Source organism: Lebetimonas sp. JS032 (assembly GCF_000523315.1).
Taxonomy (GTDB): Bacteria; Campylobacterota; Campylobacteria; order Campylobacterales; family Nautiliaceae; genus Lebetimonas.
The window spans coordinates 830,494-855,706 of record NZ_ATHS01000001.1 but is presented as its reverse complement, the minus strand read 5'-3'; the positions used below and the strand labels follow the sequence as shown (position 1 = coordinate 855,706).

General features: G+C 26.8%; 24 protein-coding genes. 5 read left to right on the top strand and 19 right to left on the bottom strand.

The features are described 5' to 3' along the window. Nucleotides 1-45: 45 nt before the first annotated feature. The 19 genes from DZ65_RS0104735 to DZ65_RS0104645 are packed head-to-tail and all read right to left on the bottom strand — an operon-like array spanning nt 46 to nt 21,588. Nucleotides 46-1,785: a nucleoside-diphosphate sugar epimerase/dehydratase gene (locus DZ65_RS0104735; RefSeq protein ID WP_024790834.1), complete on the bottom strand. Its 1,740-nt coding sequence runs from the start codon at nt 1,783-1,785 to the stop codon at nt 46-48. Next, nucleotides 1,769-2,215 carry a hypothetical protein gene (locus DZ65_RS0104730; RefSeq protein WP_024787522.1) on the bottom strand — a complete coding sequence of 149 codons (447 nt, stop codon included), beginning with the start codon at nt 2,213-2,215 and terminating at the stop codon, nt 1,769-1,771. Before DZ65_RS0104730 ends, DZ65_RS0104735 begins: the two co-directional genes overlap by 17 nt. Next, a complete protein-coding gene (locus DZ65_RS0104725; protein ID WP_024787521.1) occupies nt 2,203-2,484 on the bottom strand; it encodes a nucleotidyltransferase domain-containing protein in 282 nt (93 codons plus the stop codon). The genes DZ65_RS0104730 and DZ65_RS0104725 overlap by 13 nt, the downstream gene beginning before the upstream one ends. Continuing rightward, entirely contained in the window at nt 2,471-4,021 is a 1,551-nt protein-coding gene (locus DZ65_RS09905; protein ID WP_024790833.1) for a DegT/DnrJ/EryC1/StrS family aminotransferase, read from the bottom strand. Before DZ65_RS09905 ends, DZ65_RS0104725 begins: the two co-directional genes overlap by 14 nt. After that, complete coding sequence (locus DZ65_RS0104715) at nt 4,018-4,641, bottom strand: HAD family hydrolase (protein WP_024790832.1); 624 nt, start codon at nt 4,639-4,641, stop codon at nt 4,018-4,020. Before DZ65_RS0104715 ends, DZ65_RS09905 begins: the two co-directional genes overlap by 4 nt. Further along, nucleotides 4,625-5,566, bottom strand: coding sequence for an ATP-grasp domain-containing protein (locus DZ65_RS0104710; RefSeq protein WP_024790831.1), 942 nt, complete (start codon nt 5,564-5,566; stop codon nt 4,625-4,627). Before DZ65_RS0104710 ends, DZ65_RS0104715 begins: the two co-directional genes overlap by 17 nt. Continuing rightward, nucleotides 5,553-6,158 (bottom strand): sugar transferase, encoded by a 606-nt coding sequence (locus DZ65_RS0104705; RefSeq protein WP_024787517.1) that lies wholly within the window; start codon nt 6,156-6,158, stop codon nt 5,553-5,555. Before DZ65_RS0104705 ends, DZ65_RS0104710 begins: the two co-directional genes overlap by 14 nt. Further along, on the bottom strand, nt 6,151-7,254 hold the full coding sequence (pglA, locus tag DZ65_RS0104700) for a N,N'-diacetylbacillosaminyl-diphospho-undecaprenol alpha-1,3-N-acetylgalactosaminyltransferase (RefSeq protein WP_024787516.1): 1,104 nt from the start codon (nt 7,252-7,254) through the stop codon (nt 6,151-6,153). The genes DZ65_RS0104705 and pglA overlap by 8 nt, the downstream gene beginning before the upstream one ends. After that, entirely contained in the window at nt 7,235-9,001 is a 1,767-nt protein-coding gene (asnB, locus tag DZ65_RS0104695) for an asparagine synthase (glutamine-hydrolyzing) (protein ID WP_024790830.1), read from the bottom strand. The genes pglA and asnB (DZ65_RS0104695) overlap by 20 nt, the downstream gene beginning before the upstream one ends. After that, nucleotides 9,001-11,151: an STT3 domain-containing protein gene (locus DZ65_RS0104690; RefSeq protein ID WP_024791291.1), complete on the bottom strand. Its 2,151-nt coding sequence runs from the start codon at nt 11,149-11,151 to the stop codon at nt 9,001-9,003. The genes asnB (DZ65_RS0104695) and DZ65_RS0104690 overlap by 1 nt, the downstream gene beginning before the upstream one ends. Continuing rightward, nucleotides 11,123-12,244, bottom strand: coding sequence for a glycosyltransferase (locus DZ65_RS0104685; RefSeq protein ID WP_255327435.1), 1,122 nt, complete (start codon nt 12,242-12,244; stop codon nt 11,123-11,125). The genes DZ65_RS0104690 and DZ65_RS0104685 overlap by 29 nt, the downstream gene beginning before the upstream one ends. Before the next feature lie 13 nt (nt 12,245-12,257). Further along, nucleotides 12,258-14,084 (bottom strand): asparagine synthase (glutamine-hydrolyzing), encoded by a 1,827-nt coding sequence (gene asnB, locus DZ65_RS0104680; protein WP_024790827.1) that lies wholly within the window; start codon nt 14,082-14,084, stop codon nt 12,258-12,260. Continuing rightward, the gene (locus tag DZ65_RS0104675) at nt 14,072-15,178 is read right to left on the bottom strand and encodes a glycosyltransferase (protein ID WP_024790826.1); all 1,107 of its coding nucleotides are present in this window, start codon (nt 15,176-15,178) and stop codon (nt 14,072-14,074) included. Before DZ65_RS0104675 ends, asnB (DZ65_RS0104680) begins: the two co-directional genes overlap by 13 nt. Further along, on the bottom strand, nt 15,175-15,933 hold the full coding sequence (locus DZ65_RS0104670) for a hypothetical protein (protein WP_024790825.1): 759 nt from the start codon (nt 15,931-15,933) through the stop codon (nt 15,175-15,177). Before DZ65_RS0104670 ends, DZ65_RS0104675 begins: the two co-directional genes overlap by 4 nt. After that, complete coding sequence (locus DZ65_RS0104665) at nt 15,926-16,987, bottom strand: glycosyltransferase family 4 protein (protein ID WP_084021913.1); 1,062 nt, start codon at nt 16,985-16,987, stop codon at nt 15,926-15,928. The genes DZ65_RS0104670 and DZ65_RS0104665 overlap by 8 nt, the downstream gene beginning before the upstream one ends. Then, entirely contained in the window at nt 16,984-17,745 is a 762-nt protein-coding gene (locus DZ65_RS0104660; RefSeq protein ID WP_024790823.1) for a class I SAM-dependent methyltransferase, read from the bottom strand. The genes DZ65_RS0104665 and DZ65_RS0104660 overlap by 4 nt, the downstream gene beginning before the upstream one ends. Beyond that, complete coding sequence (locus tag DZ65_RS10345; protein WP_024790822.1) at nt 17,732-18,571, bottom strand: glycosyltransferase family A protein; 840 nt, start codon at nt 18,569-18,571, stop codon at nt 17,732-17,734. The genes DZ65_RS0104660 and DZ65_RS10345 overlap by 14 nt, the downstream gene beginning before the upstream one ends. Beyond that, nucleotides 18,568-20,253 carry an ABC transporter ATP-binding protein gene (locus DZ65_RS0104650; protein WP_024790821.1) on the bottom strand — a complete coding sequence of 562 codons (1,686 nt, stop codon included), beginning with the start codon at nt 20,251-20,253 and terminating at the stop codon, nt 18,568-18,570. Before DZ65_RS0104650 ends, DZ65_RS10345 begins: the two co-directional genes overlap by 4 nt. Then, nucleotides 20,254-21,588, bottom strand: a complete 1,335-nt coding sequence (locus DZ65_RS0104645) for a nucleotide sugar dehydrogenase (RefSeq protein ID WP_024791288.1) — start codon at nt 21,586-21,588, stop codon at nt 20,254-20,256. Nucleotides 21,589-21,633: 45 nt separating this feature from the next. Between DZ65_RS0104645 and DZ65_RS09895 the strand changes: the two genes are divergently transcribed. From DZ65_RS09895 to DZ65_RS0104625, 5 genes are all read left to right on the top strand, one after another. Further along, the gene (locus DZ65_RS09895; RefSeq protein ID WP_024791287.1) at nt 21,634-22,011 is read left to right on the top strand and encodes a Wzz/FepE/Etk N-terminal domain-containing protein; all 378 of its coding nucleotides are present in this window, start codon (nt 21,634-21,636) and stop codon (nt 22,009-22,011) included. Further along, nucleotides 21,914-22,762, top strand: a complete 849-nt coding sequence (locus tag DZ65_RS10340; protein WP_024791286.1) for a hypothetical protein — start codon at nt 21,914-21,916, stop codon at nt 22,760-22,762. The genes DZ65_RS09895 and DZ65_RS10340 overlap by 98 nt, the downstream gene beginning before the upstream one ends. Next, entirely contained in the window at nt 22,759-23,505 is a 747-nt protein-coding gene (locus DZ65_RS09885; RefSeq protein ID WP_201767790.1) for a sugar transferase, read from the top strand. The genes DZ65_RS10340 and DZ65_RS09885 overlap by 4 nt, the downstream gene beginning before the upstream one ends. After that, complete coding sequence (locus DZ65_RS11490; RefSeq protein WP_201767808.1) at nt 23,493-23,681, top strand: sugar transferase; 189 nt, start codon at nt 23,493-23,495, stop codon at nt 23,679-23,681. Before DZ65_RS09885 ends, DZ65_RS11490 begins: the two co-directional genes overlap by 13 nt. A 303-nt stretch (nt 23,682-23,984) precedes the next feature. Beyond that, nucleotides 23,985-25,169, top strand: coding sequence for an ATP-binding protein (locus DZ65_RS0104625; protein WP_024790818.1), 1,185 nt, complete (start codon nt 23,985-23,987; stop codon nt 25,167-25,169). Nucleotides 25,170-25,213 lie beyond the last annotated feature (44 nt).

The window sequence follows — 25,213 nt, the reverse complement described above, 5'->3', positions numbered from 1 at the left end:
TTCCCCTGTTTTTTTAAGAAATTTTATCACAGGAGAATTGATATGTCAATCTTTATGTTCAAATTCGGGGACTATTTCTTTTAATTTTTTAATAATGTATTTTTCATCATCTAATCTTATTAATTCTTCAATTTTTTTAATTAACTCATCAATATCCATAAAAGTGGGTTTTGCAACAAAAATATCTTTATATTTTGTTTTTTTATCTGCTTCATCAATTAAAAGCTCTTCATAAAGTTTTTCCCCGGGCCTGAGACCCACAAACTCAATACTGTTTTCATCTTTTCCGTAAAGTCTAAGCATTTTTTTAGCTAAATCCGCAATTTTTACAGGTTCCCCCATATCCAGTATAAAAATCTCTTTGTTTTTTGCCATAGAACCTGCCTGAAGAACCAATTGACAGGCTTCCGGAATTAACATAAAATAACGGGTAATTTCCGGGTGGGTGACGGTGAGAGGTCTGTTTTCTTCAATCTGTTTTTTAAACTTTGGCACTACGCTTCCGCTGCTGCCCAACACATTTCCAAACCTTACGGCACATATTTTTGTAAATTTAGAATCAATATTTTGTGCATACAGCTCGCACACCCTTTTAGTTGCACCCATTATGTTTGTAGGCCTTACCGCTTTATCGGTTGAAATTAAAATAAAATCTTTTATTTCATATTTTATAGATAAATCAATTACATTTTTTGTGCCCATGATATTATTGATAACCGCACTTTTCGGATTATATTCACACATAGGCACATGCTTGTATGCCGCCGCATGGATTACAATTTGAGGCTTCTCGTTTTTAAATATTTCTTCCAAATCATTTTTTTTGGTTACATCTGTTAAATAAAGTTTTCTTTTTATATTCAGCTCTTCATTAATCGAATATAAGTTAAATTCGCTGTTATCCACCAAAACAAGCTCACTTGAGCCGTATTTTTCACACTGTCTCGCTATTTCGCTTCCTATGCTGCCGCCCGCACCTGTGATTAGGATTTTTTTATTCTTTACAAATTGTTCAATAGCGTTTTTGTCCAAATCTTTCGGTTTTCTGGCTAATAAATCTTCAATAGAGACATCTTTAATTCTATTTTCAAAAGGATTATATATTTTAATTTCTTCAATACCTCTTGATTGCAAAAATCCGACCAGTCCGTCAAGTTCTTTTTGACTCATCTCCTTTGTAATAATTGCCGTTTTAATATTGCCGGCAATTTCTGAAATATCTTCAACCTTATATCCGTAAAGATATGCCCCCACTATATTTTTTTCACTGTCATAAATTTCCAAAACCGAATAAGGTATATTTTGTTTTAGAAGTGAAACAGCCTTTTCATTGGCCCCGATTATAACAGCCGGTTTTTTATCGGTTGAGAGTTTTTCTATTAAAAGCCTTTTGGAAATTCTGAAAAAGCCTATAAAAAGGATTGATAAGAAATAATCTATTATAATTACACTTCTCGGAAAAGGAATAAAATAATGCCTAAAAACAAGTAAAACACTCCCTCCTGCCAAATAAGCCAAAGTGGTGGCAAATAGCAGAGATTTAAGCTCCTTAAGCGAAAAAAACCTCCAGCTTACAAAATAAAGCTTAAAAATATAATAAAAAGCTACTTTAAAAAAAATAAAAACAAAAGCTATTTCATAAAAATTATTTAAATATTCTTTTGGAATGGAAAAATTAAACCTCAAAAGATACGCTAAAAAAAGAGTAAAAATAGAAATTAAAATATCACCCGCTAAAAAAAACAGAGCCCTTTTTAATTTTGTGGGCTTAAGAAGATTTTTCAATTTTTTCCTTTAAGTTTTGATAAATATTTAACATATTTGGAAAAAAATTAATTGCTAATTTCAAACTTTCTATCGATTCATCTATATCATCTGGATATTCATGAGATAATTCATTTCTTATTTCTCTAATTTTCAACCATTCATCAGCTTCAATTATTTCTAATTTTTCTAAAATATCTAAAACATCCCTAAAAGGAATAGCAAAACTATCTATTTCCTGAAGTTCATATAAAACTTTTTTAAATAATTTTACTCCTATTTTATCTTGTAGTTTTGCAAAATAAAATAAAAAACTGTTAGCTAATCTTCTATTTTCCACATCCTCTAAAAAATCCGAATCAATTTCTTTTTGAAGTAAAGCATTATAATCAATTAAAGCATTTTTAATAATTTTATCTATCGCTTTAAACAACTCTTTTAATTCTTCCATAATAATATACCTTTTTTTGCATTTTTCTCAATAAGCCCTTTTTTATTTATTACTACATCAATTTTTCTATCACCTATTAACTTTTTTAAATAAACTAAAAATTCTATCTTTTTTTCTAAATTAGCGTTTGAAGAAACAATATACAAATCTATATCACCGCCTTTTAAATTATCATCTACTCTACTGCCAAAAAGATAGATTTCTCCATTTTTAAAAATCTTAACAAAAGCTTTTTTTATAGATAAAATCTCTTTTTCACTTAACCTCATTTATTACCTCACAAATATATTTGACATCATTTTTACTCAAAGCAGTACCACTCGGAAGACAAAGTCCTTTTTTAAATAATTTTTCACTTCTTCCGTTCAAATAACTTTTAACCCCTTTAAATAGAGATTGTAAATGCATCGGGTTCCAAAGAGGTCTGCTTTCTATTTGATTATCTTTAAGATTTTGCATAACTTTCCAGGGGTCTTTGTTTTTAAAAACAACGGTTGTAAGCCATCTTGTTCCCCTGGTGTTAGGTAATTCCGGCATAAACTCTTCATCTAAAAATTCCTGATACCACTCAAAAATTTCCTTTTTTTTTGCAATCCTCTCTTCAACAACCTCCATCTGCCCCACACCGATAGCCGCCAAAACATTACTCATCCTGTAATTAAAGCCAATCTCTTTATGCACATATTCTATAAAATCACTCTCTTTTGCCTGAGTTGAAAGAAACCTTGCGTTTTTTATAAGCTCCCCATCATTACTGACCAACACTCCCCCGCTGCTTGTAGTTAAGAGTTTGTTTCCGTTAAAGCTATATACCCCAAAGACCCCTATTGTCCCACTATGCACAATTTTCCATTCTCCATTTCCCATTTTCCATTTGTAATACGCCCCAAGACTCTCAGCCGCATCCTCTATTAAATAAATACCGTTTTTTTCACATAACTCTTTTATTGGTTCAATATCGGCCACCTGTCCGTAAATATGAGGTAAAACAACCGCTTTTATATTATTTTCTTTGATTGCTTTTTCTAAAAGCTCTGCATCCATATGCCAATATTCATCAACATCTATAAAAACAGGCTCGTTTCTTTCATACAAAATCGGATTAACCGAACCTATAAAAGTAAAAGTTGGCACCGCCACTTTAGAATCTTTTATTCCAAGTACCCTTAAAGCTAAATGAAGTGCACTCGTGGCATTGCATAAAGCAAGGGCGGCTTTTGCACCGGTATAATTTTTTACTGAATTTTCAAATTTATCAACATATTCTCCAAGAGGCGCTATATAATTGCTTTCAAACACTTTTTTTACATACTCTATTTCTTTTCCGCTCATATGAGGGGGTGAGAGGTAAATTTTATTGACATTTTTATTTGTTTGTGATATACTTTTATCACTTATACGCCCTAAGGGGTCTTCCTCCCTTTTTAAGGGAGTAATAAATTCTTCTAACTTTTTGCTAAGTTTTTTAAATGTATTAAATTTAATTCTTCCATATTTAAACTTAATTCTCTTAATATCGAAAGTTCTCATTTGATTAAACATCGCATAACTTATTTTGTTTTTATAATGAAATTCAAAATACCAATCTTTTTTCGTACTTGTAAGAGGAATACCTAAAAATGTAGTTTTTGACAATTTTTTATATACTAAAACCGGTCTTAAAAACTCTTCGCCTTTTCCAACTTGCTCACTTCCCACATTTTTACCAATCGACATAAAAAATATATCACCGCCTCTAAATTTTAGATTTATCTCTTTATTATTTATTTGTTTTTTTAATTCATTCCATTTGTCAAATTCGTTCATACTAATTCCTTTAATTTCTCTACAATCTCTTTTCTTGAATAAACTCCATAATCAGCACAGTTAGGAATATTTTTATAAATTCCTTTTTTGTTTTTAAATCTTACAGTAATCCAACCCAATTTTTTAGGAGCAATAAAATCTTTTTTAGGATTGTCTGATATATATACATATTGTTTATTAGGAAATTTTTCCATAACCATTTTAAAAGGTTTTAATTCAGGTTTTTTAGTATGATAAAAATCTGTAAAAATGGGATATTTTATATATTTATCTAAATTTAAAGCTAAAAATTTATTCTGCTGCATCATATAATATCCATCGCTAATTAAAGCTGTATCATAATTTTTAGTAAATTCTAAAATTTCTTTACTTTCCTTTGGCAAAGTTATATTTGGTTTATGAAATCTATAAATTTCTATTAGTTTTTTTACATCAGTATCAATATTAAAAGTTTTTATTAACTTATCAAAAATTTTACCGCTTCCATTTTTCAAAAATTCTTCCCACATAAAATTAAAATATTTTTCATCTCCTAAATATTTGCTAATTTCTCTAAATCCACTTTTTACAAAATCTATTTCATCATACAAAGTATCGTCTAAATCAAATACTATTACCATCTATCAATACCTCATTGTCATATCTTAACATTATTAAATTATCTTTCCATTCTTCAAAATATTTCAGTTCTTTTCCTAGATAATCATCTATCAAAAATTTAGCATAATCAGCGCCTGCTTGCCAACTCAAAGGATATCCACCTCCAAAGCGGGGATTAATTTCTATAAAATATATTTTATTATCTTTTTTAAAAAGTTGAATAGTCAATACGCCATATGCTTCGTTTAATTTATTACATAATCTTTTAACTTCACTGATAATTAAACTGTCTTTTTTGGTTCTTCCTTTATTAATTTCCCCGCATCTGACTTCTATTCGCTCTCTTGGCACAATTGAAATAACCGCTCCTTTTTTATTTATAAAAACATCTACTGTAAACTCTGTTGCATCTATATATTCTTGAAATACATAATTTTTATTTTTACTTAACAATATTTTAGCTTCTTCTATTGAATTTACTTTTTGAGCTCCGACTGATAAAGAAGAATTATTAAGCTTTGCAAAAAGAGGATATTTTGCAGTTTCAATATCATCTACAATTTCAGGAGTCAAAAAACCGTTTTCTTTAAAAAATTTATAAGTAGAAGATTTTAAGGCAAAAGTTTTACATATATTTTCACTACTTCCAGCAATAAAAATTCCTTCTTTTTTAAAATTTTCTTTATTTTTAGCTAAAATTTCCAATTCTGGATCAATTGTAGGTACAATCATATTTATATTCAAATTTTTACATTGTTGTAATAAAAAATCTATATAGTTTTTATCGGTAACTCTTGGAACCTTAAAAAAATAATCACTAACCTGGCAAGCCGCACTCAAACTTGGATTCATATCACAAGTAAATACATTTGCATATAATTTAAAATTTTCAACTAATCTGACTCTTCTACCAGCACTGGTTATTAAAACATTAATTTTTCCCATTAAACTTCTCCATTGTGGCATGTCCTTGTTGGGATATTCCCTCTTGTTTTAAAACTTTTATAATTGTTTGACAAATTATATATAAATCCAGCTTAAAACTTAAATGCTTTACATAAAAAACATCATATTTAAATTTTTTTCTCCAGCTTATTGCATTTCTTCCTTTAACCTGAGCAAGTCCAGTAATTCCGGGTAAAACATCGTGTCTTTTTTTCTGTTCTTCATTATATAAAGGCAAATATTCAACTAAAAGAGGCCGTGGCCCAATAAAACTCATATCACCTTTTAATACATTAAAAAGCTGAGGCAGTTCATCAAGGCTTAGTTTTCTAATAATTTTACCAATTCCTTTTAATCTTTTTTCATCAGGAAGCAAATTTCCAAATTCATCTTTTTCATTAGTCATTGTCCTAAATTTATATATTTTAAAAATTCTTCCTTTATATCCGGGACGCTCTTGCATAAAGATAACAGGTCTTCCATCCCACAGGTATATTGCAATTGCCGTTAAAAGCATAATAGGTGAAAATAAAATAATTAAAATTAAAGCCAAAACTTTATCCGTCAAAGGTTTAAAAAATTTTTTATACACTTAAAATTTCCTCATAAACTTTTAAATATTTATCTACTACAACTTTTATATCAAAATCATTTACTGCTTTTTCTCTTGAATATCTTCCAAATTCTTCCCTTAACTCAGTATTATCAATTAAGATTTCTATCTTTTTAGCTAATGTTTTATAGTCTCTAACAGACACTAAAAATCCGTTTTTATTATCTTCTACAACTTCCCTGCATCCAGGAGCATTTGTTGTAACAATCGGTTTTGACATAGAAGCGGCTTCAAGAAGTGTTCTTGGTACTCCTTCTCTGTAACTAGGCAAAACAAAAATATCACAAATGGAAATTAATTCTTTTATATCTCTTCTAAATCCTAAAAATTTTACATTTTTCCAATCAGGTAAAAATGTATTCTTATTTCCCTTGTCTACATCACCTACATATAAAAAATTGGCCTTTTCTTTAAGTAATTCAGCAGCTTTTATATATTCTTCTACACCTTTGTCTTTAATTACCCTTGCAATCATCAAAACAGTCGGTTTATCCTTTTTTATCCCCAAATCCTCAATCCTAAATCCTAAATCCTCCATTTTCCATTCAGTGGTATCAATCCCGCTGCTTTTAATTAAAACTGCTTTTTCTCTTGGAATTATATTTTTATTTATAAATAATTCTAAATCATCACTGTTTTGAAAAATTACTTTTTTTGAAGATTTTGCAGTAAATTTGTATCCAGTTTCTATGATATTTCTAATTATTTTACTTTTTAAATCATTATAAATAAAAAAACTGCCAAGACCTGTTATAGTATTTATTGTATTTTTATGAAAAACCAAATTTCCGTAAATATTCGGTTTATGCATAAAAGTATGTAAAATATCCGGTTTTATACTTTTAATTACTTTTTTTATGTTTCTTATTGTCTCAATTTCCTTAAAAGGATTTAGACTACCTCTATCAATTTTATATTCAACCGCATTCACTCCGTAATCTTTAAATTCATCAAACACATTACCTTTTGGACATACAGCATAAACTTCATTTCCTCTTTTTATAAGTTCTTTCATAATAGGTAGTCTAAAAAGATATAAATTTAAATCAAAATGACTAAGAAACGCTATTTTCATTAGCCCTCCAAACTTCCAGACTGAAAAGCAGATAAATAATCTTAGCCCTTTTTTCTTCCGGAATATTTAGTTTTCTATTAATTATTTTTTTAACAAACTTTTCATCTACAAAATTTTTATAAAAACCGTAATTTAAATAATCCATTATAATATCTTTGAGCTCATTGTTTACCCAATCAGTTAAAGGAATTTCAAATCCCTTTTTTTTAGCATTAACTAACTCTTGTGGTAGATACTTTTTAGCTAAAAACCTTAGGGCATATTTGGTAGTTAAAAAATTTATTTTATATTTAGACTTTAGTAATGGAGCATATTCTAAAAAATATTTGCTCAAAAATGGGCTTCTTGCTTCAAGTGAATTAATCATTGTGGCAATATCCATTTTCACAACCAAATCTTCTATTAAATTTAAAACAAAATCTAAATACATTAATTTATCCAAATTATTTAATTTTACATTTTTTATAAATTTATCTAAATCATCTATTTTTTTACTTTTAAATTCATAAATATCTTCAAATAAATCATTCAATAAAACATTATACCAATGAATTCCTTTTTTACTTGAAGCCCTGATTAACCTATATAAAAACATTTTAACTCCTCTACTATTAGGAGAAAGAAAAGGTAATAAAAATTTAAAATTTTTAGCAACATTATCTAATCCTAATGCTAATGGCACATATCTTCTATAACCGGCAAACAACTCATCAGCCCCGTCTCCGTTCAAAACAACTTTTACATATTTTCTTGCTTCCCTGCTAACAAAATAACTTGGAATTGCACTGCTGTCAAAAAAAGGTTTTCCATAAGAAGTTAATATTTTTTCAATATTGTTTTTTACATCCATTTTAATATCTATTAAATAATGTTCCGTTCCGTATTTTTTAGCAACTAATCCTGCCAAATTACTTTCATCAAAACTTCCTTCAAACCTGACAGTAAAAGTTTTTATTTTTTTAAATTCACTTATCTTTGCCACCACAAGTCCACTGTCAATCCCTCCGCTTAAAAACGCTCCGACTTCCACATCACTTGCTAATAATCTGTCTTTTACCGATTTTGTAAGAATATTATCAAGTTCTTCTAAATTTAAATCAATTTTTTCTTTTGTATAAAAATCATAAATATCAAAATACTTTTCTATTTTCATATCTAAATTATCTAAATTAACATACGCAAAACTTCCGGCAGGAAATTCTTTGATTTTTTTATAAGGAGTTGAGCAAAACCCTGTAGATAAAAATAATTTTATTTCATCTTCATCAATATCTAAATCTAAAAACTTAAATACATTAAGCTCACTGCCAAATCCAAATTTTTCATTTTTTTTATAATAAAAAAGAGGTTTTTTACCGGCTCTGTCTCTTGCTAAAAATAAAGTATTTTTTTTTATATTCAAAATAGCAAAAGCAAACATCCCATCTATTTTTTCAAACATTTTTTCTTTATACTTAATAAAAAGATAAAGAAGTGTTTCTGTATCGGAAGAGGTTTTAAAATTAAAGTCTTTAAGTAAATTTCTTAATTTTAAATGATTATAAATTTCTCCGTTAAAAACAATAACATATTCATTAAATCTAAAAGGTTGATGACCATGAGTTATATCCTGAACTGATAAACGGGTATGAAAAAAAGAAAAATTATTTAATTTTATTTTTCCTTTTTCATCAGGGCCTCTGTGGTGTAAAGAGTTAAAAATATAATTTTCATCTACTTCAAAATTAAACCCGGTAATACCGCACATTAATGTTTAACCACCTTGTAAATTTTAACATAAGGAGTAATAATTATAGGTTTAAATAAATTCTTATCATAATTTTCAAATATAAACATCTGAATATAAGTAGAGTTATAAAAAAAGTCATCTAAAATTAATCCTTCACCGTAACTCTGCATGATAATTAAATTTAATCCACTCTTTCTCAGTCTCTCTTTTCTCACTGAAAGCTTACCGCCCTTTGTATACGCAACTAAATCTATCTCTTTAACCGGTATAGTTCTTTGATTTAAAATAATTTCAGCTTTACTTAAATCTATCGGGATTTGTCCAAGCAATAAATATCTTCCCTGTTTTTTTAATCTGCCTTTATAAAAAAAGTGGTTTTGAACTTTTCCCGTTTTTATATCTATGGAACCAAACACAGAAACAGTAGGAAAAATATCCAACATTTTTAACGGTAAAAAATAATAGATGTTCTCTTTGATTTTTGGAAGAGGAATTTTTTGTGATAAAAAATTTTCCAAATCTTTGGTCGTATTAATTTTAACTTTATAATAATTTTCTATATCTTTTATAAAATCAAATTTTTTCTTATCAATAAAATGTTTTTCAGTAAAATATACATCTAAAATTGCACTATTATATGAAGGAAGCTCCGACCTTGTCAAGGCAAAACTTACTGGAAAATCAACATCCCCGCTGTGTTTCCCGCCGTCAACCAATGTTTTTACATCTGAATAATACCTGATAAGATACCCATAATCCCACCAACTTAGTACATAATCGTTTCTTTTAGAAAGATGTTTTAATTTAACAAGTGTTTCAATTTCATTTTTATTCATTGCAGCCGGCGTAATATACTCATGAATATGTTTATAATTCGGATAAATAAATCCTACCATTAATAAAAAAGACACTATATACTTAGAATAAAAAGAATTTTTTTCATTAATAAATGCTTTTGAAATTAATTTTGCTATTAAATAAGCAATATAGGCATCTCCCAATGTAAAAAACGGAACTGCAAAAATAGTAAATCTAAGACCACCTCTCTCTGCAAAAAGTCCCAATACGACCATAGGAAGAGAAATTATCATTTGAGGATATCTGAGAATTAACAATAAATAACCCAATGCTCCCGCAAAAAAACCTGCATAACTTCCGCTTATTCTGTGAACCAATGTGTCAAAACTGATGTGTCCGGCTTCTCTTACGGTATTAACAACATCATAATATTTAAATCCATCATCTGAATTAACAACAGCTCTTGTGAAATAAGAACTATGCAATACTCCATTTATCCAAGGAATTCCTATAACAATTATATAAATTCCTAAAACAATTAAATAAAAAATTTTTTCGAATTTTAAATTGATTTTATCTTTTATATAAAAAACCGATATTTGTAGTAATATTAAAACAGCTATTTTAAATTTGATATCTATTGGTAAAAGAGGCACTATCAAAAACAGTAAAAACAGACTCTCAATAAAAATATTTTCTTTTTTTACAAATTTCAAATATAATAAATATACAAAACTCATTATAAAAATACCGTTTGCTACATTATAAAGTCCGTCATGCCAGTAAATCATAAAAATTTCAATTAAAGGGGTTAAAAAGAAATATTTTATATTTTTATTTTTTAAACTCCACAGCACCCCCCATATTGCAAATGTGGGGAGTACGACCGTCAACATATCGGTATCATAATATCCAAACATCGTCCTGTGATAATAACTCCAAACCATAGGCGCCATAAGAGCTGCCAAAAATCCTAAAAACGCGCCCCCTATTGCTTCACCAATCAGAATTAAAGGTACAGCAAGCAAACTTCCGATAATTCCTGGTAAATAAAAAATTACTTTATCCAGAGGAATATGAAAAAATTCACTCACAAGCGCAGTAAAATCTGAAGTAACATTATAAATAGGAGAGAGGTCGTTTTTTTGGTGAAATCCGTTTATAAAATCCCTTGCACCCTCTGCATAATAAAACCCATCCGGATTATTTATAATATAAGTGCCGTTAAACTGCCAGACAGGGATTTGAGAAATTATATCCACATATATAAACCTAACCCATATATTAAAAATATAAGCTACTAATATATAAAACAAAATAATTTTCCAGTTACTTTTATCTTCAACCTTTAAAAATCCAAAAAAATTCATTTTTTTCTCCTATTATTTTTTCCCATTTTTTTATAATATTTTTTACTTCAAATTCTTTAATTCTTTTTTTTGCTTTTTGTTCATAATTATATCTTAAATCACTATTTTTATATATCATTCTCATAGCTTCAACCATTTTATCGACATCTCCAACAGGTACTAAAATTCCGTATTCAGCTAATTCTATTTCTTTAGTCTGCTTTGTAAAGGTAGTATCCGGTGCTAAAATTTCTCTTGGACCGCTTTTACAATCTGTAGAAATTACAGGTAAATTACAAGCTAAAGCTTCAAGTAAAACATTTGGAAAGCCTTCATAGTTTGAAGAAAAAACAAAACAGTCAGCTTGTGATAAAAATCTAAAAACATCTTTTTGACGACCTAATAATTTTACCTTATCTTTAAGCCCTAAATCCTTAATCATAAACTCTAAATCATCTCTTAAATATCCATCTCCTATAATCAATAATTCTGCATCTAAATTAGCTTTTTTAAAAGCTTCAATAAGTAATTTATGATTTTTCCCTTCATCCAATCTTCCAATAGTTACAAAAGTAAATCTTTTAAATTTTTCTTCTTTTTTACAATCAAAATCTAACATATTGTAAATAACTTTTGCATTAATATTGAAATTTTGTTTTAAATCTTTTTGATTTCCTTTTGAATTAGCCACTACAACATCTGCTTTTTTGTATAAAGTTTTAATTAAAAACCTGTTTATTTTACCCTGAATTCCATTTTTATGCTGAAGAGATGGCATAGCCCTTTCACTAATAATTATTTTAACTTTACTTCCAAATAATTTTGTTAAAGAATTTATATAATTCGGCCTATTCATAAAACTAAGGCTAACTCGTATATTTTTTTCTTTTAAGATTTTTTTATATTTCAATGCTAAAAAAGGAAGTTTAAGAAGTTTTTTAACTCCACTCTCAAATGGCGCTGATTTTTCAATATATACTATCTTAATATTTTTAGGAACTTCATAAAAAATTGTATCATTCATCAAAACTAATGTAACATTATATTTTTTATTCAATTCTTTTAACAAAATACTAACCTGCCTCTCAGCCCCCCCACTTGCTAAGGAATAGATAAGAATTGAGATATTAATAATACTTCTCCTTCCACATTTTATATACTAAAACAAACCACAATTTATTAATATTTACATATTTCCCATTTTCAAAACTTTTTTGTAAATCTCTAATATAATTCATATTTATAATATCATCTTCATTAAAATATTTTTTAAACAATTCTTTTAAATCACTTCTAAACCACTCAAAAACAGGAATTCCAAAACCTTGTTTTTTTCTATAGATAAGTTCTTTTGGAAGATATTTTTCTAAAACTTTTTTTAATATATATTTACTTTCACCATTTTTATATTTTAAATTAAACGGAATTGTTGCTGAATATTCTATAATTTTATTATCAAGTAAAGGTTCTCTTCCTTCAATTGAATTTGCCATAGTTGCTCTATCTACTTTAACTAAAATATCATCAGGTAAATAATTGTAAAAATCCCAAAGCATCATTGCCTGCATAATGGAAAATTTTTCTCCAAATTTAAAATAATCTTTAATAACTCTATTTTCTTTTAATCCCAAATTTTTTATATCATCCCTATAATTCTTTATCATTGTTTCATAAATAAATTGCCAGTCATTTTCTTTTAAAATATTTTTTAAAAAACCAAGTTTATGTTCCATATTTTTAATAGGAATATTTATTAATAAATTTTCAAATTTATCAATAAAATGATAAAAAAGTTTTTTTAAAGGGATGTTATCTATTTTTTTGCCTAAATTATAACTATACCAATACCTCTCATATCCACAAAAAAGCTCATCTCCTCCATCCGCACTAAGAACAACCTTTACTCCATTTTCTTTTGCTATTTTTGATACTAAATAAGTAGGAATTCCACTGCTATCTCCAAATGGTTCATCATAAATATCACTAAATTTATTTAATAAAATTTCTTTTGCTTCATTTATGCCTAAAATATATTCAGTATGATTTGATTTTATATAATTAGCAACTTTTCTTGCATAATTTGATTCATTATATTTTTGTTCTTTAAATCCAATAGTAAATGTATGAATATTTCCATAATGCTTTTGTAAAATAGCACTCACTAAACTACTATCAACCCCTCCGCTTAAAAAAACCCCTACATCAACATCACTAACCATTCTGTATTTAATACCTTTAATTAATATTTCTTCTAATTCATCAATAATATCTTCTTCTTTTTTTGCAGAAACATTAAAATAATTTTCAAATTTCCAATATTGTTTTAAATTAATTTTTTTAGTTTCTAAATGAAATTCTAAAAAATAAGCAGGAAGTAATTTTTTAACTCCTTCAAAAATACTTCTATCTCTACTAATATATCCATACTCAAAAAACTGAGCCAAAGAAATTTTGTCTATTTCAAATTTTTTATATTTTCTAATAGCTTTTAATTCACTTGCAAAAATAAAATTTTTACCATCAAAATAGTAATAAAGAGGCTTAACTCCAACTCTATCTCTACAAAGAGTAAGTTTTTTATTTAATTTATCATATACAGCAAAAGCAAACATTCCTCTAAATCTATCTATACTTTCCTTACCCCATTTATGAAAAGCTTTTAATAAAACTTCACTATCGCTATTAGAAAAAAATCTATACCCTTCTTTTTCAAGCTCTTTTCTTATTTCTTTAAAATTATAAATCTCTCCATTATAAACTAAAACCAAATTTTCAAACTCCATTGGCTGATGACCATGCGTAGTTAAATCAAGAATAGAAAGTCTTACATGCCCTAAACTAACATTCTTATCTATAAATTCTCCTCTGTCATCAGGACCTCTATGAGCAATTTCTTTTTGCATTTCATTTAGTAAATTTTTATTACTAAAATTAAACCCCACTATTCCACACATTTTATTATTTCCTCTTCAGTTTTTTTTACCATTTTTTCTATAGAAAAGTTTTCAATAATTCTTTTTCTACTTTTTTTACCCAAATTTTTAAAATCTCTATTTATCATTTTGTCTATTCCTTGATATAAATCCTCCACACTATTTGGCTTAACAACTATTCCACAATCTCCAACTATTAAAGCACTATCCCCTACATCAGTTACTACACAAGGAGCCTCACAGCTCATAGCTTCTGCAATAGAATTGCTAAATCCCTCTCCAAAAGAAGAAGAAGAAGAAGCTATATCAAATCCACTGTAAAAATCTTCCACATTTGTCTTTTTCCCCAACCAGATGAATTTTGTATTATTATAATCTCCTAGTATCTCTTCACACTCTTTTTTTATATTTACATTCCCACCACCAATAGCAAAAATTTTTACATTTTTATAATTTTCCAATATTTTTTTTGCAGCTTTGCTAAAAACTGGATATCCTTTCATGTAATCGATTCTTGCTACAATACCGATAGCTATATCATTTTTATTTAAATTATATTTTTTTCTAAATTCTTTTCTTTTTTCTATATCTCTTTTAAATTTATTTGTATCTATGCCATTATGAATAACTATAGCATTATTCATAAAAAATCCCTCTTGTTTATGAAACTCAATACTTGCATAAGAATTTGCAATAATCTTATCTACTTTTCCTGAAAACTTTTTTTGTAACCAAAATAGAAGCTCGGCAACTTTTCCATATTTTTTCATATCCATATTTGAAGCTCTAAATCCCCAAATAAGTTTTGTTTGTTTAGGTTTACACCATAAAGAAAAAAGATTCATTTCACCTAAAAAAGAATAAATAACATCAGGATTAATTTCATTTAATAATTTTTTATACTTAAAATAAAAACTAAAATCATATCTTCCTTTTTTCTCTAAATTAATATATCTAATACCTAGTATATTCTTAATAATATTTTCTTGCACTCCACCATACATAGTACAAACAGTTATATCAAATTTAATTTTATCTATATGTTTAACCAACTCTATAAATTGACGCTCTGCTCCACCAATATCAAGAGAACGGATTGCTAAAACAATATTCATAATTCTTTCTTACCTAAAATTTTTCTCAACTTATTTTGATATTTATTTGGAACCAAATTTCTCAAAATAACTTTCAATTTATTTTCTTTTATCTTTTGCATATCAATAAAATTTCTATTTATCTCTATATTTAAACCTTCTTCATTTAGAAGATCTTTAATAAACGGATAAAATTTCCCTTTTTCTACAAAATGAGTATAATTTATAAACTCACAATTAGTAACAAAAAACTTATCATAATTTTGCAATGCCTTCTTAGTTTTTCCAGCTTTTATTTCAAATTCCCAAGGATTAAAATCATATTTTAATAGTTGTATAAGAAATTCCTTTTTCCAAATTGCCATTTGAAGTGAAGTGATATATGGTACGCCTTTTTTAACATCAATTTTTGAAAAATTTTCATCTATTTTAATATCTCCTTTTGGATTTGGAATCAGTCTTAAATACACTCCATTCTTTGACTTTATAAATTCAAAAGCTTTTTCTATTTTAGAGTTATCTACTTCTTTTAATATTATAAAATCATCAAGCATTAAAATAAAATATTCATCATCAATACTTTCTAAATAACTTAATAAACTTTTTGAAAAAGATATATCCTTACCATCATTAATATAATTCCATTGCATATCTTCACCATTTGCTCCTAAATATATTTTAATATCATTCCAATATTTTGATAAAAAATAATCTGTAATTGCCCAAAGATCAAAAGCCTTAGAATGACTAGAAATTAAAACAGTTATTTTATTCATTTACAACCTTTTTTATTATATTTTCCCACTTATTTACTATTCTTTCTATACTGTATTTTTCCCTAACTTTCATTGCCTCTTTTGAAAGTTTTTTTCTTAAATTTTCGTCATCTATTAACTTTTGTATAGAAAAAGCTAATTTTTCGATATTTTGATTTTCTACTAAAATTCCATTTACTCCATTTTCTATAATCTCATTAGGTCCATAAGGGCAATCAAAGCTAACAACTGCACAACCAAAAGCCATTGCTTCTATCAATACATTTGGAAATCCCTCCTTTTTTGAAGAGAGGACAAAAATAGAAGCTTTTTTATACCATTCAAAAATATCTTTTCTTTTTCCTAGAAGTATTACTTTTTCTTCTAAATTAAAATTTTTTATTAATTTTTCTAAATTTTTTCTTTCATTACCTTCTCCAGCAATGTATAGTTTCCAATTAGTATTTAGTTTACTATACGCCTTGATTAAGTTGTCAAAACCTTTTTGTTTATCAAGTCGCCCTACTCCTAAAACTATATTTTGTTTTTTTATATTTGTGTCAAAACTTTCAGTTTCTATTGGATTATAGATTACATAAGAATGCTTTAAAAAACTATAATTTTTAAGATCTGCATAAGTTTGCGTTATAAAAGCATCACTAAATGGATAAACAAATCGACGAATAATATTTAGAATTTTAGACCCATAGTAGTCATAGGCAATTCTCTCAGATATTATGATTTTCTTTCTTGCAATTTTAGATGCAATAATTGCTAAAATATTAGTATGAGTCATAAAACTAATAATTACATCAGGATTCTCTTTTTTAAAAATTTTTACAAAAGCTTTTATTCTGTATAAATTATTCATAGCACTTTGGAAAATATTATTTGAATTTTTTAATAGATCAAGTTTAATATGTTTAATATTTTTATGCAAAGGATAGAAAGAGTCAGTTTTTGCCATTGTAACAATTACAACTTCTCTCGTTTCAACAAATTTATTAGCAAGAATTGACATTACTCTTTCTGCGCCACCGGAAGAGAGTGAAGAAATGATAAAGAGTAGTTTCATGGTTTTAATATTCCAATATAAATAATATAAGGAGAAATATATTTAGAATCAAAAGGTATTTTAGTTAGTTTGTAAAGGTAATATATAGGTTTTCCTGGTATCGCTAACAACTTACGAAGTATATTTCCAAATTTATTACCTGTCAAATTAATAACCCCTGCTTGATAAAGACCATAATAGTTACAAAAAAGTGTATTATAACCTGCTTTTTCATGTGCATTTTTAATATCTTCTCTTGTATAAGGAATATGAACATCATAAACAGGTTTATTTAGTAACTTTTGGAGTAATCCAATAATACCATTCATATTAGGTATAACAGTAAGTATAATTCCATTATCTTTCAAATAATGCCTTGTATGAGCAATACTATCTTCAATATTTTCAAAATGTTCAAATACACCAAAAGAAGTTAATATATCATATTTGTCTGTTTCATCTTTTGAAAAAAAATCACGATGAAAAATATTAGCTTTATAATTCATTGTATTATATATATTTATTGTCTTTTTAACAGCGTCTACTTCATAATCAAATCCATTAATTTGATAACCAAAATATTTATTAAAATATAAAAGATTTGCAGATAATGCACAACCAATCTCTAATACTTTTTTTGTTTTATCAAATTTAAAATATTTTTGATATAGGTTATGAAGAAGTCTATTTGTATAATAATTAATATCTATCTCATCTATAACCATTTTTTCCTTCCAAACTGAATTCCAATAATTTTCTCCTGCTTTATCTTGCTCCATTCCTAACCTTCCACGAAAAATAGATTAACTTAATAATATGCTTTAAATAGACTTTTGGATATCGCCAAGCAATTTTCAAATACTTTGTTACAAACCATTTTGATTCAAATAAAAATCCTTCTGGATATTTTTGTCTAATATTATTGCTAATATTATCATCTTCTTTTTTATAATAAATCCGTAGAACTTTATTAATAACATATGAAAAGCTATTAATTTCATTAAAAGCAATTTTATCCCAAAAAAAACTCTCAGGAATAAATTTTAATTTTTTAGCCTCTTCTGGAATAACAAAATATTTTTTTAAATTTTTAGAATTTATAGCAGCCCAAGTTTCACCTAATGGTAAATTTTTCCATTTAAATACACTCTCTTTAAGAAGGACAACCCCTTCTTTAGGAAAATTACATCCAACTCTATTTCCAAACTGGTCTTTACATAAAACTGCTATACCGCTACATTTATCTTTTTCTTTGTTACTAAAAGAATTCCAAATATTATAAAATGTTTCAAAAGTTTCAGGTAAAAACTCATCATCACTGTCAGCAATTAATGTTAACTCTCCTTTTGTTATCTCAATACCTTTTACTAAAGCCTGTGCTTTACCTTTATTTTCTTGATAAATATAAATTATTGGCCAATCAACTTCTTTTTGCCATTTTTTAACTAGTTCTTTTGTAGAATCTGTACTTCCATCATCAATTATTATCCATTCAAAAATATATTTATCATCAATTTTTTTTAATGTTTGATTATTTATACTATTAAACACTCTATGAAGTTTATTAGCTCTATTAAAAGTAGGAGTAACTACTGAAAAAATCATTTTATTTCACCATTTACTATTTTAATTATCCTATCACATCCATCAAGGGTTGAAAGTCTATGGGCTACTATTATCATAGTTTTATTTTCTCCTACTTTATATATTTCATCCATAATTTTTGCTTCTGTTTCATTATCAAGGGCGGATGTTGCTTCATCTAATACTAAAATTTCAGGGTCGTTGTATAAAGCCCTTGCTATTGCTATTCTTTGTCTTTGACCTCCACTGAGCTTTATTCCATTTTCGCCTATATGAGTATAAATTCCCTCGTGATGTTTTTCTAAAAAATCTAAAATATTGGCTTTTCTTAAAGCTTCTTTTACTTTTTGTTCATCAATCTTTTCTAAAAAAGCAACATTCTCAGCCACACTTCCATCTTTTAAATAAATCATCTGAGGAATATATCCTATTTTTTGCCTCCAAGATTTTATATTTTTTTCATTAAGCAGATTTTCATCTATAAATATTTTACCGTATTTTGGACGATAAAGTCCTATAATTAAATCTATTAAAGTAGATTTTCCACTGCCGCTCTCACCTACAATTCCTATCTTTTCACCTTTTTTTATTACTAAATTTATATCTTTTAAAACCTCTTTTTCTCCATAAGAAAAACCGACATTATCTAATTTTATCTCTTTTTTAAACTCTATCTTTTCATCCCCTAACTCTTCAGGCTCATAAATCAATTCATTATGCACTACATCTAATGATTTTGAATAAAAAACAATCTGATTATAAGAATAAAACACCCTGTTAACACTCGGAAGCAGTCTATAAAGACCTAAAACAAAAATACTAAGAATTGGAAGTGCCCCTCTTATATCCGTATGATATTTCAAAACTAAATAAATAATTATAAAAGCTACAAGTGAGAATCCAACCATTTCTAAAAAAAGTCTTGGAAATTGAGCAAGGGTTTGATTTTTAATATTAGCATTAGCAAATCCAAAAGAAGCAAAAGAAAATTTATCTAAAATTTCTTTATCTTTTGTTTTAAGTTTTATTATTTTAAAATTTCCAAAAGAGCTATTTAATATTTCATAAAATTTTGCCTGAAAAGTATCCCTTTCAATTCCGGCTTTTTTTATTTTTTTAGTAACAAATATTTTAAGAATAGCCACATTGATTAAAAGATATAGAGTTAAAAGCAAAGTCATTTTCCAGTTTACATATACAAGCATTGCATAAATAAAAATCATTACGAATATTTCACTTAGCATAAACAAAAAATTTGAAATAATGTTTATTACATTATTAGCATCGTTTATTATGCTTTTTATCATAAGAGAAGAATTTTTATTTATAAATTTTTCATAACTAAGCCCCATATAATTTTCAAAAAGCCTGTATGCTACCAAATGGTATCTTCCAAAAGAAAATCTGTTAAGCAAATAAAAATAAAATAGATTAATCACACTTCTTAAAATATAAAATATAATTAAGCCTATTCCAAAAGCTACTACAAAATTAATTTCACTCTTAAAATGAAATAAAGTATAAAAATATTCAAAATATTTATTTGAATGAATCTCTTTAAAATCACTTGCAACACTAATAAAAGGCATAATAATACCGATTCCTATTGTTTCAATTAAAGAAACAAAAATAGAAAAAAGAAGCAAAAATAAAAGAAAAAGTTTATCTCTTTTTGTAAGAAGAAAATTGAGTTTTTTTAGCAATTAAAGCCTTTTATCCACTAAACTTTTATCAAAAAAGCCTTTAATATCATAAATTGTGAGTTTTGGGTTTTGGGTTTTGAGTTGTTTTATTTCTTTTTCTAATTCTTTAAACTCATTATGCGCTACTGCTAAAATAATTGCGTCATAACAATTTAAGGATGAAGGATTAAGGATGAAGGATGTAGGTAACAAATCAATATTGTATTCTCTTTTTACTTCTTCCCTGTCTGCCCAAGGGTCATATACATCTACATTCACTCCAAAATCCTGAAGCTCTCTTATTACATCTATAACTCTACTATTTCTTATATCTGGACAATTCTCTTTAAATGTTATTCCCAAAACCAATACATTGCTGCCTCTTATTGTATGGCCTTTATGTATCATTAGTTTTATTACTTTATTTGCTACAAATATTCCCATATTGTCATTCGTTCTTCTACCAGCTAAAATAATTTCTGGATGATACCCTATCTCTTTTGCCTTATATGCTAAATAGTATGGGTCAACGCCGATGCAATGCCCTCCTACCAACCCCGGTTTAAATTTTAAAAAGTTCCATTTTGTTCCTGCTGCTTCTAATACATCTAATGTATCAATTCCGAGTTTATCAAAAATTAAAGCTAATTCATTTACAAAAGCTATATTTATATCTCTTTGAGAGTTTTCTATTACTTTTGCCGCTTCTGCCTCTTTTATGCTTGGTGCTAAATGTGTCCCTGCTTCGATTATGCTTGCATAAAGTTCATCTATCTCTTTTGCAATTTCTGGAGTTGAACCTGATGTTACTTTTTTTATTTTTGTGACAGTATGCTCTTTATCTCCCGGATTTATTCTCTCTGGAGAGTAACCTACGAAAAAACCTTCCGGTTTTTGTGAGTTGTGAGTTGTGAGTTGTGAGTTTGAAGAAAAAATACATTTTAATCCACTTTCTCTCTCAAGCTCTGGCACACATATTTCTTCTGTACATCCTGGATAAACTGTGCTTTCATATATTACAATATCCCCTTTTTTTAATACTTTTCCAACACTTCTGCTGGCCATTATAAGAGGAGTCAAATCCGGATTTTTATGTCTATCTATTGGAGTTGGAACTGTTACAATATAAATATTTGCCTTTTTAATATCTTCTAAATTGCTTGTAAATTCTATACCTCTTTTTATTGCTTCTTTTAGCTCTTCTTCACTGACTTCAAGGGTTTTATCTATTCCTTTTTTAAGCTCTTCTATTCTTTTATGATTTATATCAAACCCTATTACCTTATATTTCTTACTAAATGCTACTGCTAGCGGCAATCCTACATAGCCCAAGCCTATTACTGAAATTATTTTCATAATTAGCCTTTTTATTTAGTATAATACCATAAAAAAAGGCAAAGAATGGAAAAAAAAGAACCTCAGATAATACCAGTTCAATATATCCCTGTTAATCAATGCGAAGAAGATGAAATAGACTTAAAAGAGCTTATTAAAACAATTCTAAAATACAAAAAATTTATAATTATATTTACACTAATAGTTACTTTTTTTGCAGCTTTATACGCATTTTTAAAAACTCCTATTTGGGAAACACAAAGTTCTATTCTTATAGGACAGATTAATTCAAAACCTATAATAACACCTGAAAACTTAAAAGAATATTTAAATTCTATTTATAAAGTTGAATTGGAAAAAAAATTCAAAAAAATGCCTAACGCTTATTTATCAGACATTACAATACCTAAAAAAATCAGATTTATTTATCACTCTTACAATTGACGGACTTTCAAATAATTATGATTCACAAAAACTAAAAGAAGTATTAAATAATATACACAACGGTTTTAAAGATAAAATAGAAAAATATAGATTACAAAAACAAAATGAAATTCAAAACATAAAATTTCAAATTCAAAAAATTAAAAATGTCACTGTTCCTAATATTAAAACTCAGATAAAATTTTTACAAAATAAAATTAAATTACAAAAAAACTTAATCAAATATTATAAAAATCAAATAAAAGCAATAGATCAAAAAATAAAATTTCTGAATAAAAACATCGATCAGTACAAAAAACTTATAGATCAGTTAATAAAAGATAATAATAATAATAATATAAGTTCTAATTTAATTATTTCAAATAAAATAATTTCCTATCAAAACATGATTACTGATTACACCAATCAAATCAAAGATTTATCTCTTCAAAAAAATAAAATAATTTCACAAACAATACCCGATATTTACGACAATATAGAAAACTTGCAAAATAAAATTGATAATTTAAATAAATCTTTAAAATTTGATATACCTCAACAAATTCAAAATCTAAAAAATCAAATAGCTCAAATTAACCTTGCCCTAAAAAACACTTTTGCAGCAAAAGAAATAGGTAAACCTCTAATGTTTGACCATCCTGTGAAACCAAAGAAAAAATTAATAATTACCGTAGCTTTTATAACAGGATTAATACTTTCAATCTTTTTAGTATTTTTTATAGAATTCATAAAAGGATTTAAAGAAGAATGATTGTTTTAGGGGAAAAATATAAATTTATTGATTTAGAAAAAGAGTTGCTTGAAAAAAAAGGATTCAAACTAAATTTTATTTCTTATAAAGAAAAAAATTCAGATGAAATTATAAAAAAAATAGAAAATGAACTAAAAAAAGAAAAATATAAATTAATTGTTCTAAATACAAAAGCGACTATTCCAAATGAACTAATACAATATCTAACTTCACTTGAGCTTAAAGGCATAAAATATATAACAATTGAAAATTTCCTTGAAAAATACCTTCATAAATTATACATTCCAAAAGAGATAAACGAAGCTTCTTTTCTTGAAAAAATAAAACCTTTTTCTAAAAGACAATACATCCTAAAAAGAATAATGGATTTTTCAATAGCTATCCCTCTTGGAATAATTTCACTTCCTATTATGATATATTCAGCTTATAGAATAAAAAAAGAATCACCTGATGGACCTATTTTATTTAAACAGACCAGAATTGAAAAAAACAAAAAACCTTTTACCTGCTATAAATTTCGCTCAATGAGAACAGATATTGATTTTTTTAACCATTATACACAAAAAAACGATCCGAGAATTTTCCCGTGGGGTGCCTTTATGAGAAAAAGCAGGATAGACGAGCTTCCTCAGCTCTGGAATGTCCTAAAAGGTGATATGCATCTTTTAGGACCAAGAGCCGAATGGGATGAACTTGTTAAAAAATATGAAAAGAGTGGTCTTATTACCATATACGCCATATAAACGCCCCGGGAATAACCGGCTGGGCTCAAGTAAATTATCCATATGGCAAGAATCTTGAAGACACTTACCAAAAACTTATGTATGATTTATATTATATCAAAAACTGGTCTTTGTGGCTTGAAATTAAAACTATTTTTAAGACTATAAAAGTGATGATTGGGAAGAAGGGGTTATAATTTTTTTAAAGACAATTTTTAATTAAACTTAACTTTTTCAATTTTTTCGCTTTTAACTTTTTCAAATTATTTAAAAAGTAAAATCCTGACCCTTATTTTTTTTCTTTTCTATAAAAATTTCTTTCATTTAAAACCTTTTATCCTTGTTAACAAGGATAATTATATCATATTTTGTCATTTTATAAAAGGATAAAATAACATTTTAATCAAAAAGTAAAGTCCCGACCCTATATACTTGACAGGTCAGACTTTGTTAAGTATAATAAACAAGTTAAAAATTAATTTGTTAACTAAAGGTTTCATATGATAAATTTTAAAAACAGATTTGCCAAACTTCTTTCAAATTTCTCAAAACCTTATAAAAGATATCTTTTTAAAAAAGTCGATTTTAGTGAAAAATTAATTGGAATTACAGGCGCAAGAGGTGTGGGAAAAACAACATTTTTACTGCAATATTTAAAAGAAAACCCCCTTCCCTTAAATAAAAAACTTTATATAAACGCAGAATTTTTAGAATACAGCTTTTTAAAACTCTATGATTTAGCAGAAGAATTTGAAAAAAAAGGCGGAAAAGTTTTAGTGATTGATGAAATTCATAAATATCCTAATTTTGAAAAAGACTTAAAATTAATTTATGACACCCTTGATTTACAGGTAATTTTTTCCGGTTCGTCCGCTATAAAACTCGAACATTCTAAAGCGGACCTTAGCAGAAGAGCGGTAGTTTACAAAATGAACAATTTATCTTTCAGAGAATTTTTAGAATTAAAAACAAATCATACTTTTGAGAGTTATCCGTTAGAAGAGATTTTGCAAAATCATGAAAATATTGCATTTGAAATTATTTCAAAAATTAAACCGTTTGAATATTTTGATGAATATTTACAAAAAGGGGCTTATCCTTTTTATTTTGATAACAGCGAAACTTATTGTCTAAAACTTGAAGAAGCTGTAAATGCTTCTATTGATTCTGATTTGTCTTTAATTTTCGATATTAAACCTATAAACTTAATCAAACTAAAAAAACTGATTTATCTGATTTGTGTTTCTGAACCGTTTGAACTTAATATCACAAAATTATCTCAAAAAATAGAAATAAGCAGAAATTATTTATACCAGTATATATATTATTTAGAAAAAGGGGATATTTTTAATATTTTAAACTCCAAAACAAGAGGAGATGCAATTTTTGTAAAACCTCAAAAAATTTACCTTAAAAATACAAATTTAAATTATTGTTACTGTGAAAATTCAAAAACAGGAACACTTAGAGAAACATTCTTTGCTAATCAATTATATGAACACAAGTTAACCTATCCTAAAAATGGTGATTTTTTGGTAGATGAGAGGTATACTTTTGAAATTGGAGGGAAAAATAAATCATTCTCCCAAATTAAAGATGTAAAAAATTCTTTCATAGTTGTGGACGGTGTTGAAATAGGTCATCAAAACAAAATTCCACTTTGGTTATTTGGATTTTTATATTAAAATTTATAAAAATAAAAATATTGAAATTAATTTAACATTCAACA